Raw genomic sequence first — 13181 nt, 5'->3', positions numbered from 1 at the left:
GACCGAATGAGCGACTGGGTCGAGGCCTGTGCTGCCGACGATATCGATGAAGAGGACGTGATGCGCTTCGATCATGGCGGGCGCACCTTCGCCATCTATCGCAGCCCCGACGACGAATATTTCGCCACCGACGGGCTTTGCACGCATGAGAAAGTGCATCTCGCCGATGGCCTGGTGATGGACGACATCATCGAATGCCCCAAGCACAATGGCCGCTTCAACTACAAGACGGGCGCGGCCAGGGGCGCCCCCGTCTGCGTCAACCTCAGGACATATCCGGTCAAGGTCGACGCCGGCAAAGTCCTCATACAGATCGGATGACGGACATGGCGGGCGGAATGGTCATCATCGGCGCCGGCGAATGCGGCGGGCGGGCAGCGCTCACGCTGCGCGATCTCGGCTATGACGGGCCGGTGACGCTGGTCGGCGACGAGCCGCATCCGCCCTACGAACGGCCGCCGCTGTCCAAGGAGGCGATGGCCAGCGACGCGCCGGAAATCAAGGCGATCGCCAGCGACGAAATGCTGGCCGAGAAGTCGATCCGGCATATCCATTCTGTCCAGGCCGTGGCGATCGATCGTGCGGCGCATGTGGTGCGCCTGGCGGACGGTTCGGCGCTGCCTTACGACAAGCTCCTGCTGGCGACCGGATCAATCCCGCGCAAGCTGCCGATGCCTGGCCTTGGCGCGCGCTGCGTGTATCTCAGAACCTTTGCCGATGCGCTGGCCATTCGCGCCCATCTCAGCGCCGGCAACCGCATCGCCATCATCGGTGGCGGCTTCATCGGTCTCGAACTCGCGGCTGCTTCCCGCAAGCGCGGCGCTGCGGTCACCGTCATCGAGGCGCAACCGCGCATCCTGATGCGCGGCGTGCCGGCCGAAATCGCCGAAATCATCCATCAGGCGCACATCGCCGAAGGGGTCGACATCCTCTGTGGCGACGGCATCGCGTCCATCGCCGACGACGGCAAGGAGGTGCGCGTCACGCTCGCCGGTGGGCGCGAAATCACAGCCGATCTCGCCATCATCGGCATCGGCGCGGTGCCGGTGACCGGGCTCGCGGCTGAAGCCGGCCTGGCGATCGACAATGGCATCGCCGTCGATACCGAGCTACGCAGCAGCGATCCCGATATCTTTGCAGCCGGCGACTGCTGTTCGTTTCCGCTTGCCGTCTATGGCGGCCGCCGCGTGCGGCTGGAGGCCTGGCGCAATGCGCAGGAACAGGGCGCGCTTGCCGCGAAAAACATGCTCGGTGCCGGCGAGGCGCATGCCGCGGTGCCGTGGTTCTGGTCGGATCAGTATGGGCTGACCCTGCAGATCGCGGGGCTTTCGGACGAAGGCAAAAGCACGGTTCGCCGCGATCTCGGTGACGGCGCCTTCATCCTCTTCCATCTGGCTGGGGATGGCACGCTGGTTGCGGCCAGCGGCATCGGCCCCGGCAACGCCGTCGCCCGCGACATCAGGCTGGCCGAAATGCTGATCGGCAAGCGGGCCAGGCCGGCGCCGGAAGCGCTGGGATCGCAGGCCGTCAAGCTGAAGTCGTTGCTGGCGGCGTGAAACGATCTAGAACAGCGCCTTCAGCTCGGGCAGCTTGTCGTTGACCAGCCAGCCGTAATAATTCTCCTCCGGCAGTTTTTCCGGCTCGCCGGCGGCGCTGCGCTTGTCGTTTTCCGCCTTCAGCGCATAGGCACGCTGCTCCGGATTGCCGACATTGTAGAGCGTGGCGGTCAGCCCCGGATTGCCCGAAATGTCGAAGCCGGCAATGCTCTTATAGGCATCGATCGATTTCCTGATCGTCGCCGCGACATAGGGCAGCGTCAGGTCCGGATCCATGATGGTCTTGTAAACCGAATTGGGGTCGTCGACATCAAGCTTCGGCAGGCCCGACACCTTGTGCACGAGATCGCTCATCTGCAGCGCCGTCAAAGGGTTGAGCTGGCCGAGCCCGAAAGTCTGGCCGGCATAGTAGGGCTGGAAGAAGGTGGCGCCGAACCGGTCGTCGGGAAAGCTTGTCCCGCCGACGGTCTTGCCGCGAAACGAATGGTTCCACACCTGCTCGCGGCATTCCCAAAGGTCGTAGCTGTCCGACATCCCGGCGCATTTCTTGAATTCCGGCCGCTGCACGAAATCGGTGATGTCCTCGCCCTCATAGGCGAAGGACAGCTTGCTGGAGAGGTAGGAGATCGCCTTGACGTAGTAGGTCTGCAGCCGGTCATAGGCGTCGACATTGTAGGTGTGCTCGCCGACAATGGCGCCGACGATATGCATCGGATCGATGCCATAGGCGCTTGCTGCCTTTTTGATCTTGCCGCGCAGATCGGGGTCGTTCTGCAGCAAGGCATAGACCTTGCGGTACTTCGCCTGGAAGGTGGTGTTCGTCGCCTGTGTGCGCCGGCTCGAGGCGCCGGGAATGTCGGGCTGCTCGGCATTGCGGTTTCCCGGCGGCACCAATGTCGCCGCATCGGCGGCGAACAGCGTCACCGCCAGGGTCAAGCCGAGAATGACCGGCCTGAGAAGGATTGGGATGAGTTTTTTCATACGCCCGCCGCCTGCAATCTTGCGGGCAAACTAGGGTAGTGCTCTGGGTCGAGTCGAGAGCGCCCCTTCACCCGGCAAGACGAAAGGTGGCCAGATGGTACCATCTGGCCACACATGGTTCTGTTCGCCGGAATAGTGCCTAAGCCGGCGCCGAAATGACCCGCTACCGTCGTTTAAAGGATGAAACGCGACAAATCTGTGTTTCGCGAGAGGTCGCCGACATGCTTTTCCACATAGGCGGCGTCGATGGTGACCGACGTGCCGTTGCGGTCGGGCGCGTCATACGAAATCTCGTCCAGCACCCGCTCCATCACTGTCTGCAGCCGCCTGGCGCCGATATTCTCGACGCTGGCGTTGAGGTCGACGGCGATGCCGGCGAGCGAATCGATGGCGTCGTCGGTGAAGGTCAGGTCGACGCCCTCGGTCTTCATCAGCGCGATATACTGCTTGATCAGGCTCGCTTCCGTCTCGGTCAGGATGCGGACGAAATCGTCCTTCTCCAGCGCGCGCAGTTCGACGCGTATCGGCAGGCGGCCCTGCAATTCCGGCAACAGGTCGGACGGCTTCGACACGTGGAACGCGCCGGACGCGATGAACAGGATGTGATCCGTCTTCAGCGGCCCGTATTTGGTCGCCACCGTGGTGCCTTCGACCAGCGGCAGCAGGTCGCGCTGCACGCCTTCGCGCGAAGGACCGCCGGAAATGTCGGATCTGGCGGCGATCTTGTCGATCTCGTCGAGGAAGACGATGCCGTCATTTTCTGCGGCGTCCAGCGCCCGGCGCACCACCTCGTCCTGGTCGAGCAGCTTGTCGGACTCGTCGGCGACCAGCAGATCGTAGGATTCCTTCACCGTCGTCTTGCGCTGCTTGGTCTTCTTGCCGCCCATCGCCTTCGACAGCATGTCGTTGATGTTGAGCACGCCGATATTGGCGCCCGGCATGCCGGGAATCTCGAAGCCGGGCATGCCGCCATTGCCGGTGTCGGCCACCTCGATCTCGATCTCCTTGTCGTCGAGCTCGCCGTCGCGCAGCTTCTTGCGGAAACTGTCACGCGTCGCCGGGCTCGCGGTCTTGCCGACCAGCGCTTCCAGAACGCGTTCCTCGGCATTGACGTGCGCGCGCGCCTTCACATCCTCACGCATCTTTTCGCGAACCAGCCCGATGGCGATCTCGACCAGGTCGCGGATGATCTGCTCGACGTCGCGGCCGACATAGCCGACTTCGGTGAATTTGGTGGCTTCGACCTTGACGAAAGGCGCGCCGGCCAGCCGCGCCAGGCGGCGCGAGATTTCGGTCTTGCCGACGCCGGTCGGCCCGATCATCAGGATGTTCTTCGGCATCACCTCTTCGCGCATCTGGCCTACCAGCTGCTGGCGGCGCCAGCGGTTGCGCAAGGCGATGGCCACGGCGCGCTTGGCGTCCTTCTGGCCGATGATGAAGCGGTCGAGTTCGGAAACGATTTCGCGGGGAGAAAATGTCGTCATAGCTAAATTCCACTTTGCCACTGCTTGATGGCCTCGAACGGATGCAGCAGCATGATCACGTTGAGTGTCAGATTGTCCCGGATGAGATAGCCAGTGCCGAGTTCGAAAAGGATGGCGAGGCTGACGATCACCCATATAGGTAGCCTTCGCGCCATCACAAATCCCAGCACCATGGCCAGTGTGTCGGACACCGAATTGATGATGCTGTCGCCGTAATAATCGAGCGAGATGGTGCCGGCCCGGTAACGCTCGATGATGAACGGGCTGTTCTCGAGCAATTCCCAGCCGCCTTCGATGAGGACGGCGAAGGCCAGCCGCAAACCGATCGGCGAACGCGGGAACAGGAACTTCGCCAAGGCATAGAACAGGAAGCCGTGGATGATGTGCGAGAAGGTGTACCAGTCGGTGATGTGCTGGGAATTCTCCGAACTGTTCACTACGCCATGCCAGAGTTTCACATAGCCGCAGGTGCAGATCGGCGTCCGGCCCATGCCATAGAGAGCCCCGGCCTGGAAGATGAGCAGGCCAAGGACGAGCAGAAGACCCATGCGCCAACTGTCTTCATAGGCCGAGTAGCCATCGTCCGCGCCTGTCTTGCTCATCCGGTTATTCCCCCTCATCATCGTCGGCGTCGATCGCCATCAGCACGACGTCGCCATAGACAGATTGCCTGCGGTCTATGTCCCGGAATCCGGCCTTTTCATAGGCGCGGATGGCCCTGAGATTGGCAGGATTGGGGTCGATGATGACGCGGGGCACACCTTCCTCGAACAGATCCTCGACGAACTGGCGCACGATGGCCGAGCCATGGCCGATGCCGACCAGCTCCGGCGGCCCGATCGACACATCGATGCCGAGCGTGCCGAACGGCTGGTCGGCATAGGGATGGTCGTCTTCCAGATGCGGGTCGTAGCTCTGCAGATAGGCGATCGGCTTGCCGTCGAGTTCGACGATCAGCGGCTCGACCGAGATCGAGTCGATATGATCGCGAATCTCGGCGATTTCCGTCTCCGGATCGTTCCACCACTCGGCCAGATGCGGCTCGGCGAGCCAGCCGGCGATCATCGGCAGGTCCTTTTCTGTGACCGGCCGAAAATCATAGAGCGCCACCTTCTCAGGCGGCATCGAGCGTTTCGACGACAAAATTGTTGTTGGTGTAGACGCAGATATCGGAGGCGATCTGCATCGCCTTGCGGGCGATCTCCTCGGCATCCTTGTCGGTGTCCATCAGCGCCCGCGCGGCGGCCAGCGCGTAATTGCCACCCGAACCGATAGCCATGACGCCAAATTCGGGTTCGAGCACGTCGCCGGTGCCGGTCAGCGCCAGCGAGACCGACTTGTCGGCAACCAGCATCATCGCCTCCAGCCGGCGCAGATAGCGGTCGGTGCGCCAGTCCTTGGCGAGCTCGACGCAGGCACGTGTCAGCTGGTCGGGATATTGTTCGAGCTTGGCCTCCAGCCGCTCCAGCAGCGTGAAGGCGTCGGCGGTGGCGCCAGCGAACCCGGCGATCACATTGCCGCCCTTGCCGATGCGGCGCACCTTGCGGGCATTGCCCTTCATGATGGTCTGGCCAAGGCTGACCTGGCCGTCGCCGGCGATCACCACCTTGTTGCCCTTGCGCACCGTCACGATGGTCGTGGCGTGCATGGTCAGTTCATTTGACATTCCTGGCTCCGATTCGCGCGATCCCAAAGAGGCGATTGGCGCGGTACGAGTAACTTCGATCGGCCATATGTATGCACGGGACCAATGATTGCAAACCGCTCGATAGCGGCCGGGATGGCAACTGGCAATCGCCGGATCATGCTGCTAGAAGGCTTTCGTTTTCAAGCCGGTGAATGCTCGAAGCTCGTCTCTGGAGCTTTGAAACCCTGAGACAAGGACAAGGTCATGGCGCCCCGTTCCGCCGAAGCAAGCCGCAAGACCAAGGAAACCGACATCTCGGTGTCGGTCCATGTCGACGGCTCGGGCAAATCCGATATCGCCACGGGCGTCGGCTTCTTCGACCATATGCTGGACCAGCTGTCGCGCCATTCGCTGATCGACATGACGGTGAGCGCCAAGGGCGACCTGCACATAGACGACCACCACACGGTCGAGGACACCGGCATCGCGCTCGGCCAGGCCTTGACCAAGGCGCTCGGCGAGCGGCGCGGCATCATGCGCTATGCCTCGATCGATCTTGCCATGGACGAGACGCTGACGCGCGCGGCGATCGACGTGTCCGGCCGGCCGTTCCTGGTCTGGAACGTGTCTTTCTCGTCGCCCAAGATCGGCACTTTCGACACCGAACTGGTGCGGGAATTCTTCCAGGCATTGGCGCAGAATGCCGGCATCACACTGCATGTCACCAACCACTATGGCGCCAACAACCACCATATCGCCGAGACCTGCTTCAAGGCGGTGGCGCGCGCGCTGCGAGCCGCGCTCGAGCCCGACCCGCGCCAGCCGGACGCGGTTCCCTCCACCAAGGGATCGTTGAAGGGATAGGCCATGGCCACCTATGTCGTGATGGAACCGCCCGGCCGCCGCGAGAAGGTCGACACGTCCGTCTTTATCCGCGACGGCTTCGCCTGGCTCGGCCTTCTGGTGCCGCCGCTATGGCTGGCCTGGCACCGGCTGTGGATCGAAGCCGGACTTGCCTTCGTCGTCATGAGCCTGCTTTCGATGGCTGGGGAAAATCTTGGCCTTGGGCTGGCAAGTTCGCTGCTGTCGCTGCTGGTCTCGTTCTATGTCGGCCTGGAAGGGCAGGGCTTGCGCGTCGCGGCCCTGCGTCGGCGCGGCTGGCATGAATGGGGCGTGGTTCAGGCCGGCCGGCTCGACGATGCCGACATCCGCTACGCGCTGGAGGTCGAGGAGCAGGCCGAGGAAGCCGTGCCCGCGCCGCGCATCGTTCCGGATGCCGCCCTGGCGCGGCCGGCACAGCCGGGCATGGCGCTGGGCCTGACCCACATACCGGGACGGCGCTGACATGCGGGTAGCCATCATCGACTACGGCTCGGGCAATCTGCGCTCGGCCACCAAGGCCTTCGAGCGCGCCGCGCGCGAAGCCGGCATATCGGCCGAAATCGACCTGACGGCCGATGCCGACCGGGTGCGCAGCGCCGACCGCATCGTCCTGCCGGGCGTCGGCGCCTATGCCGACTGCGCGGCCGGCTTGCGCGCCGTCGACGGCATGTGGGAAGCGGTCGAGGATGTCGCGATCGCCAAGGGCCGGCCCTTCCTTGGCATCTGCGTCGGCATGCAGCTGATGTCGCAGCGCGGCCTGGAAAAGACCGTCACCCATGGCTTTGGCTGGATATCGGGCGACGTCAAGGAGATCACGCCCACCGATCCCGCATTGAAGATCCCGCAGATCGGCTGGAACACGATCGAGCTTCGGCGCCAGCATCCGCTGTTTGCCGGCATCCCGACCGGTGCAGCGGGGCTGCACGCCTATTTCGTCCATTCCTACCATCTCGATGCGACGAAGCCGGACGAGGTTCTGGCCGAGGCCGACTATGGCGGCCCGGTGACGGCGACCGTCGCCCGCGACAATCTCGTCGGCACGCAGTTCCATCCGGAGAAGAGTCAGGCGCTGGGCCTGGCGCTGATCACCAATTTCCTCCGCTGGAGGCCCTAAAGCATGAGCAAGAAGGGCGCCTGAATCGTGATCCTGTTTCCTGCCATCGACCTCAAGGACGGCCAATGCGTGCGCCTGAAGCACGGCGAGATGGCGACCGCCACCATTTACAATGATGATCCCGCGGCGCAGGCGAAAGCCTTCGAGGACCAGGGCTTCGAATGGCTGCACGTTGTCGATCTCAACGGTGCCTTCAAAGGCCAGAGCGTCAACAGCGCCGCGGTCGGCGCCATCCTCAAGGCGACCAAGAATCCGGTGCAGCTTGGCGGCGGCATCCGCACGCTGGAACAGATCGAGGACTGGCTCGACCGGGGGCTGGCCCGCGTCATCCTCGGCACGGTGGCGGTGCGCGATCCCGACCTGGTCAGGCAGGCCTGCAAGGCTTTCCCGGGCAAGGTGGCCGTCGGCATCGACGCCAAGGGCGGCAAGGTGGCAGTCGAGGGCTGGGCCGAGGCGTCGAGCCTCGGCGTCGTCGAACTGGCGAAGAAATTCGAGGGCGCCGGCGTCGCGGCCATCATCTACACCGACATCGACCGCGACGGCGTGCTGACCGGCATCAATTGGGACGCCACAATCGACCTCGCCGAGGCCGTATCGATCCCGGTCATCGCTTCGGGCGGTCTGGCCTCGATCGCCGACATCGTGCGCATGACCATGCCCGACGCACGAAAGCTCGAAGGCGCCATCTCGGGCCGCGCGCTCTATGACGGCCGCATCGATCCGGCCGAGGCGCTGGCGATCCTGCAGGGTCGGCCGGTGGCGGAGGCGAAAACGTGAAGATCACCATCATCCTGGCCTCCTATGACAGCGGCCACTATCACGGCGGCATGGGCCAAGGCCCGGATGCGCTGATTGCTGGCGGTCTGGTCGATGCCCTGACCATCGCCGGTCACGACGTGGCCGTCGAGGATATCGGCAGGGTCGGCGCCGAACAGGAGCGCGAGATCGCCACCGGGTTCGCCGTCTGCAACGCCGTCTCGGGCGAGGTCCGCATTGCCATCGACAGGGGGCGTTTTCCCATCGTGCTCGCCGGAAACTGCCTGACCTCAGCCGGCGCGGTCGCCGGCGAGGGTGCCGATGCGATCATCTGGGCCGACCAGCATGGCGATCTCAACACGCCCGAAACCTCCATCTACGGCTTTCTCGACGGCATGGCGCTGGCGACCGTGCTTGGCCTGTGCTGGCGCCCGATGGCATCGGCCATTCCCGGCTTCAAGCCGATCGATCCGTCGCGCTGCGTGCTCGTCAACGCTCGCGATCTCGATCCGGCCGAGAAAGAACTCCTCGAAACCTTGCCGGTGATCCGCACGGAATGTCCAGATGTTGGGCAAGCGACGCAAAAGCTGCACGCCGCCGGCGCCAAGAGCGTGCACATGCATCTCGATCTCGACGTGCACGACCCCAAGGCGCTCCAGGCCAACCGCTACACCACGTCAGGCGGGCCAAGCCCCGAACAGTTGCGCGACGCCGCCTGCGCCATGGCGCTTGCGGTGCCGGTCGTCGGCATCACCGTTTCCGCCTACGATCCGGCTTTCGACGCGCGGGCCGATGTTCCGCCTCTGGTCGGCCAGCTGCTCAACGATCTCATCGCCACGATAGAGGGCCGCTGATGCTGAAAGCCCGCGTCATCCCCTGCCTCGACGTCAAGGACGGCCGTGTCGTCAAAGGCGTCAACTTCGTCGATCTCATCGACGCCGGCGACCCGGTCGAGGCGGCCAAGGCCTACGACGCCGCCGGTGCCGACGAGCTTTGCTTTCTCGACATCACCGCTTCGTCCGACAACCGTGAAACCATCTTCGATGTCATCGCCCGCACCGCCGAACAGTGCTTCATGCCGCTGACCGTCGGCGGCGGCGTGCGCCAGGTCGCCGACATCAGGAAATTGCTGTTGGCCGGCGCCGACAAGGTGTCGATCAACACGGCGGCGGTGAAGAACCCGGATTTCGTCGCCGAAGCGGCCGACAAGTTCGGCAACCAGTGCATCGTCGTCGCCATCGACGCCAAGAAGGTCTCCGGCGCCGGCGAGGCCGACCGCTGGGAGATCTTCACCCATGGCGGGCGCGAGAAGACCGGCATCGATGCGGTCGAATTCGCCCGCAAAATGGTCGATCGCGGCGCCGGCGAGATCCTGCTGACCTCGATGGACCGCGACGGCACCAAGGCCGGCTACGACATCGCGCTGACCCGCGCGATCGCGGACGCGGTGCGCGCCCCGGTCATCGCTTCGGGCGGCGTCGGCACGCTGGATCACCTGGTCGAAGGCATTCGCGACGGCCATGCCGGCGCGGTGCTGGCGGCCTCGATCTTCCATTTCGGCACCTACACGATCGCACAGGCCAAGGCGCATATGGCCGCCGCGGGGTTGCCGATGCGGCTGGACTCCTCGGTCGATCGGCCCTAGAGCCTTTCCGGCTAAGAAAAGGGCCCTAGCGCCATGGCTGAATTTTCGTTCTCCGACCTGGAGACAATCATCAGGGACCGCGCCCATTCCGCGGATCCGGAGTCCTGGACAGCGAAACTGTTCGCGCGCGGCATCGACAAGGCGGCCCAAAAACTCGGCGAGGAGGCGGTCGAGACGGTGATTGCCGCCGTCAAGGGCGACAGACAGGGCATCGTTTCCGAAAGCGCCGATCTTATATATCATTGGCTCGTCGTTCTCGGCCTCTCGGGTGTTCCGTTGAGCGACGTGCTCAAGGAGCTCGAAAGCCGCACCGGGCGTTCGGGCATCGCCGAGAAGGCGTCACGGCCCAAGGGCTGACCGCGAGGGAGGGCAGGTATCTCGATGGATCAGCTCGCGCCAACCGAGAAATATTCCCCCTTTCGTTTCTTTTCGGCCGAGCAATGGTCGCAATTCCGCGCCGACACGCCGCTGACGCTGAGCGAAGACGAGTTCCGCCGCCTGCGTTCGCTCAACGATCCGGTCGACCTCGAGGAGGTCAAGCGCATCTATCTGTCGCTGTCGCGGCTGCTGTCCGCCCATGTCGAGGCGAGCCAGCTTCTGTTCCGGCAGCGCCAGGCCTTCTTCAACGCCGTCGATATCGTCAAGACGCCGTTCATCATCGGCATCGCCGGCTCCGTCGCGGTCGGCAAATCGACCACCGCGCGCGTGCTGAAGGAGCTTCTGGCGCGCTGGCCGTCGAGCCCCAAGGTCGACCTCATCACCACCGACGGTTTCCTGCTGCCCAACGAGGTGCTGCGCCGCGAAAACCTGATGGAACGCAAGGGTTTTCCCGACAGCTACGATGTCGGCGCGCTGCTGCGCTTCCTCTCGGGCATCAAGTCGGCACTGCCCGATGTCCGCGCGCCGGTCTATTCGCACCTCACCTATGACGTCATTCCCGGCGAGTTCGTCACCATCGACCGGCCCGACATCCTGATCTTCGAGGGAATCAATGTGCTGCAGCCGGGCAAGCTGCCGCAGGACGGCAAGATCGTGCCTTTCCTGTCCGACTTTTTCGACTTCGCCATCTATATCGATGCCGACGAGAAGCTGATCCACGAGTGGTACATTTCCCGCTTCATGCGGCTGCGCGAGACCGCCTTCCGCAATCCAGACTCCTTCTTCCACCGCTATTCGCAGCTCTCGGAGGATTCGGCGCGCGCCATCGCCGAAGGCCTGTGGACCAACATCAATCTGAAGAATCTGCGCGAGAACATCCTGCCGACGCGTGCCCGCGCCGACCTTATCCTGCGCAAGGGCGCCGACCACCTGATCGAGGAAGTGGCGCTGCGCAAACTGTAGCTGCATACGGATATGGCGGGCCGCCAAGCCCGCCATATCCGGCATTTCATCTCATCGGCATCGCATATCAGCCATTGGCGAACGGCACGGCGACATAGAGTTGGCCGCCGTCGCGTTCGACCAGCAGCAGCACCGACTTGCGGCCCGATCTGCTGGCCTGCGCGATCGCTTGCGTGACCTGCCGGGCGTTCTTCACCGGCGCCTGGTTGACGGCGACGATGATATCGCCCGGCTGGATGCCGGCAGCGGCCGCCGCCTTGTCGGGATTGACGCGCGCGACCACCGCGCCATGCTCGTTGCCGGCGAGGTTCATTTCCTGGCGAATGTCTGGTGTGATGTCCATCAGGCCGATGCCGATCGCCGGCGCGCGGGAGCCCTGCTCGACGCTCGGCGCACCGGAATCGTCCGCCGATGCCGTCTTCACATCATCGCTGTTTTGCCCGACATCGACGGCAATCTGCATCGCCTTGCCCTTGCGCCAGACATCCAGCTTTTCCTTGGCGCCGGGGGCGACATCGGCGACGGCGCGCGACAGGTCCTTGGGGTCTTTCACGTCCTGTCCGGCAAAGCCGGTGATGACGTCGCCGGCTTCGACGCCGGCGCTGGCGGCGGGTGAGCTGTCGTTGACCTTGGACACCAGCGCGCCGCCGGCATGGTCGAGCCCGATGGCGCTTGCCACATCCGGCGTCACCGGCTGGATCTCGACGCCGAGATAGCCGTACTGGATCGAACCGTCCTTCATCAGCTTGGCGACGACCTTTTGCGCCTGGTCGGACGGGATGGCGAAGCCGACGCCGACGCTGCCGCCATTGGGCGAATAGATCGCCGTGTTGATGCCGACGACATTGCCGTTCACGTCCACCAGCGGGCCGCCGGAATTGCCATGGTTTATCGGCGCGTCGATCTGGATGAAGTCGTCGAACGGCCCGCTGTGCAGGTCGCGGCCGCGTGCCGAAACGATGCCGGCCGTGACCGTGGTGCCGATGCCGAATGGATTGCCGATCGCCAGCACCTGGTCGCCGGTCATCAGCCTGTCGGAATCGCCCCATTTGACCGTCGGCAAGGGCTTGTCGGATTTGATCTTGAGCACGGCAAGGTCGTTCTTGGCGTCGCGGCCGACAAGCTTGGCGGGAAGCTCGGTGCCGTCATCGAGCGTCACCTTGATCGAAGTGGCGCCGTCGACGACGTGATTGTTGGTGACGATGGTGCCGTCGGCACTGACGATGAAGCCCGAACCAAGCGCTTCGGCGCGTTGCGCCTGCTGCGGCGGCGTCTGCGGAGCCGGCATGCCCTGGTCGCCGAAGAACTGGCGGAAGTACTGGTCGAACGGCGAGTTGCCGAGAGGCATGCCGCCGTCGTCATTTGCGGGCTGCGCTTTCATGACGGTTGTGACCGTCACCACCGCGGGCTTGTCGGCCGCCACGATCGGCGCGAAGGAGCCGTTGGGGGCGGTGATGCCGGCGACAGGGGTCTGGGTCGTCGCGACGACGTTGCTCAGGCCGGAAGTGCCGGCACTTTGAGCGAATGAGACGACGAAGGGGGAGATGATGAGGGCGGCGCCCAGCAATGCGGCGACGCGATGTCTGCGAAGAATGTTGAGGGATGACATGGTCGTTGTCCGTGCGAGACATTGGGTTCGGCGCCGTGGCCCGTCTTGGGAGAGGGCGGCCCATTCGGCGCACCGGCCATCGCGGCCGCCTGTCTCGCTTCATGCGGCGGCCGTTCAGGTCGATGAAACCGGAATCTAGGACTCGGATGCGGGCGAATTAGGTTTTTTCGATTATATTACAAAGAT

General features: G+C 64.1%; 16 protein-coding genes. 10 read left to right on the top strand and 6 right to left on the bottom strand.

The annotated features are described in order from the left end of the window. Positions 1 to 6: 6 nt before the first annotated feature. On the top strand, positions 7 to 321 hold the full coding sequence (locus JG746_RS02375; RefSeq protein WP_202356721.1) for a MocE family 2Fe-2S type ferredoxin: 315 nt from the start codon (positions 7 to 9) through the stop codon (positions 319 to 321). After that, the gene (locus tag JG746_RS02370) at positions 318 to 1556 is read left to right on the top strand and encodes an NAD(P)/FAD-dependent oxidoreductase (RefSeq protein WP_202356720.1); all 1239 of its coding nucleotides are present in this window, start codon (positions 318 to 320) and stop codon (positions 1554 to 1556) included. Before JG746_RS02375 ends, JG746_RS02370 begins: the two co-directional genes overlap by 4 nt. A gap of 6 nt (positions 1557 to 1562) precedes the next feature. Here the strand turns inward: JG746_RS02370 and JG746_RS02365 are convergent, their stop codons facing one another. The 5 genes from JG746_RS02365 to hslV form a co-directional block, all read right to left on the bottom strand. Further along, on the bottom strand, positions 1563 to 2537 hold the full coding sequence (locus JG746_RS02365) for a DUF1402 family protein (RefSeq protein ID WP_202356719.1): 975 nt from the start codon (positions 2535 to 2537) through the stop codon (positions 1563 to 1565). 173 nt (positions 2538 to 2710) lie between these two features. Then, entirely contained in the window at positions 2711 to 4021 is a 1311-nt protein-coding gene (gene hslU / locus JG746_RS02360) for an ATP-dependent protease ATPase subunit HslU (RefSeq protein ID WP_202356718.1), read from the bottom strand. A 2-nt stretch (positions 4022 to 4023) separates the two neighbouring features. Continuing rightward, on the bottom strand, positions 4024 to 4623 hold the full coding sequence (locus JG746_RS02355) for a DUF2585 domain-containing protein (protein WP_202356717.1): 600 nt from the start codon (positions 4621 to 4623) through the stop codon (positions 4024 to 4026). 4 nt (positions 4624 to 4627) lie between these two features. After that, positions 4628 to 5146 (bottom strand): GNAT family N-acetyltransferase, encoded by a 519-nt coding sequence (locus JG746_RS02350; RefSeq protein WP_202356716.1) that lies wholly within the window; start codon positions 5144 to 5146, stop codon positions 4628 to 4630. After that, complete coding sequence (hslV, locus tag JG746_RS02345) at positions 5136 to 5687, bottom strand: ATP-dependent protease subunit HslV (RefSeq protein ID WP_202356715.1); 552 nt, start codon at positions 5685 to 5687, stop codon at positions 5136 to 5138. The genes JG746_RS02350 and hslV overlap by 11 nt, the downstream gene beginning before the upstream one ends. A 225-nt stretch (positions 5688 to 5912) precedes the next feature. Between hslV and hisB the strand changes: the two genes are divergently transcribed. Genes hisB through coaA form a run of 8 tightly spaced genes read left to right on the top strand, consistent with a single transcriptional unit; the run spans position 5913 to position 11386 of the window. Further along, entirely contained in the window at positions 5913 to 6512 is a 600-nt protein-coding gene (gene hisB, locus JG746_RS02340) for an imidazoleglycerol-phosphate dehydratase HisB (protein ID WP_202356714.1), read from the top strand. A 3-nt stretch (positions 6513 to 6515) separates the two neighbouring features. After that, the gene (locus JG746_RS02335; RefSeq protein WP_202356713.1) at positions 6516 to 6992 is read left to right on the top strand and encodes a DUF2628 domain-containing protein; all 477 of its coding nucleotides are present in this window, start codon (positions 6516 to 6518) and stop codon (positions 6990 to 6992) included. A 1-nt stretch (position 6993) separates the two neighbouring features. Beyond that, positions 6994 to 7644 carry an imidazole glycerol phosphate synthase subunit HisH gene (hisH, locus tag JG746_RS02330; RefSeq protein WP_202356712.1) on the top strand — a complete coding sequence of 217 codons (651 nt, stop codon included), beginning with the start codon at positions 6994 to 6996 and terminating at the stop codon, positions 7642 to 7644. Positions 7645 to 7671: 27 nt separating this feature from the next. Beyond that, positions 7672 to 8421, top strand: a complete 750-nt coding sequence (hisA, locus tag JG746_RS02325) for a 1-(5-phosphoribosyl)-5-[(5-phosphoribosylamino)methylideneamino]imidazole-4-carboxamide isomerase (RefSeq protein WP_202356711.1) — start codon at positions 7672 to 7674, stop codon at positions 8419 to 8421. Further along, a complete protein-coding gene (locus JG746_RS02320; RefSeq protein WP_202356710.1) occupies positions 8418 to 9254 on the top strand; it encodes an arginase family protein in 837 nt (278 codons plus the stop codon). The genes hisA and JG746_RS02320 overlap by 4 nt, the downstream gene beginning before the upstream one ends. After that, positions 9251 to 10045, top strand: coding sequence for an imidazole glycerol phosphate synthase subunit HisF (hisF, locus tag JG746_RS02315; protein WP_202359234.1), 795 nt, complete (start codon positions 9251 to 9253; stop codon positions 10043 to 10045). Before JG746_RS02320 ends, hisF begins: the two co-directional genes overlap by 4 nt. A gap of 33 nt (positions 10046 to 10078) precedes the next feature. After that, the gene (locus JG746_RS02310; protein WP_202356709.1) at positions 10079 to 10402 is read left to right on the top strand and encodes a phosphoribosyl-ATP diphosphatase; all 324 of its coding nucleotides are present in this window, start codon (positions 10079 to 10081) and stop codon (positions 10400 to 10402) included. Positions 10403 to 10426: 24 nt separating this feature from the next. Further along, positions 10427 to 11386, top strand: coding sequence for a type I pantothenate kinase (coaA, locus tag JG746_RS02305; protein WP_202356708.1), 960 nt, complete (start codon positions 10427 to 10429; stop codon positions 11384 to 11386). A 67-nt stretch (positions 11387 to 11453) separates the two neighbouring features. Here the strand turns inward: coaA and JG746_RS02300 are convergent, their stop codons facing one another. Continuing rightward, positions 11454 to 12995 carry a DegQ family serine endoprotease gene (locus tag JG746_RS02300; RefSeq protein WP_202356707.1) on the bottom strand — a complete coding sequence of 514 codons (1542 nt, stop codon included), beginning with the start codon at positions 12993 to 12995 and terminating at the stop codon, positions 11454 to 11456. Positions 12996 to 13181 lie beyond the last annotated feature (186 nt).

It is taken from the genome of Mesorhizobium sp. 113-3-3 (assembly GCF_016756495.1).
Classification (GTDB): Bacteria; Pseudomonadota; Alphaproteobacteria; order Rhizobiales; family Rhizobiaceae; genus Mesorhizobium.
The sequence above is the reverse complement of the archived record's forward strand: the minus strand, read 5'-3'. Positions and strand labels throughout refer to the sequence as shown.

Excerpts from the sequence above, each read along its gene's own strand:
- JG746_RS02375 (WP_202356721.1), top strand. The coding sequence starts at position 7 with ATGAGCGACTGGGTCGAGGCCTGTGCTGCCGACGATATCGATGAAGAG.
- JG746_RS02370 (WP_202356720.1), top strand. The coding sequence starts at position 318 with ATGACGGACATGGCGGGCGGAATGGTCATCATCGGCGCCGGCGAATGC.
- JG746_RS02365 (WP_202356719.1), bottom strand. The coding sequence starts at position 2,537 with ATGAAAAAACTCATCCCAATCCTTCTCAGGCCGGTCATTCTCGGCTTG.
- hslU (WP_202356718.1), bottom strand. The coding sequence starts at position 4,021 with ATGACGACATTTTCTCCCCGCGAAATCGTTTCCGAACTCGACCGCTTC.
- JG746_RS02355 (WP_202356717.1), bottom strand. The coding sequence starts at position 4,623 with ATGAGCAAGACAGGCGCGGACGATGGCTACTCGGCCTATGAAGACAGT.
- JG746_RS02350 (WP_202356716.1), bottom strand. The coding sequence starts at position 5,146 with ATGCCGCCTGAGAAGGTGGCGCTCTATGATTTTCGGCCGGTCACAGAA.
- hslV (WP_202356715.1), bottom strand. The coding sequence starts at position 5,687 with ATGTCAAATGAACTGACCATGCACGCCACGACCATCGTGACGGTGCGC.
- hisB (WP_202356714.1), top strand. The coding sequence starts at position 5,913 with ATGGCGCCCCGTTCCGCCGAAGCAAGCCGCAAGACCAAGGAAACCGAC.
- JG746_RS02335 (WP_202356713.1), top strand. The coding sequence starts at position 6,516 with ATGGCCACCTATGTCGTGATGGAACCGCCCGGCCGCCGCGAGAAGGTC.
- hisH (WP_202356712.1), top strand. The coding sequence starts at position 6,994 with ATGCGGGTAGCCATCATCGACTACGGCTCGGGCAATCTGCGCTCGGCC.
- JG746_RS02310 (WP_202356709.1), top strand. The coding sequence starts at position 10,079 with ATGGCTGAATTTTCGTTCTCCGACCTGGAGACAATCATCAGGGACCGC.
- coaA (WP_202356708.1), top strand. The coding sequence starts at position 10,427 with ATGGATCAGCTCGCGCCAACCGAGAAATATTCCCCCTTTCGTTTCTTT.
- JG746_RS02300 (WP_202356707.1), bottom strand. The coding sequence starts at position 12,995 with ATGTCATCCCTCAACATTCTTCGCAGACATCGCGTCGCCGCATTGCTG.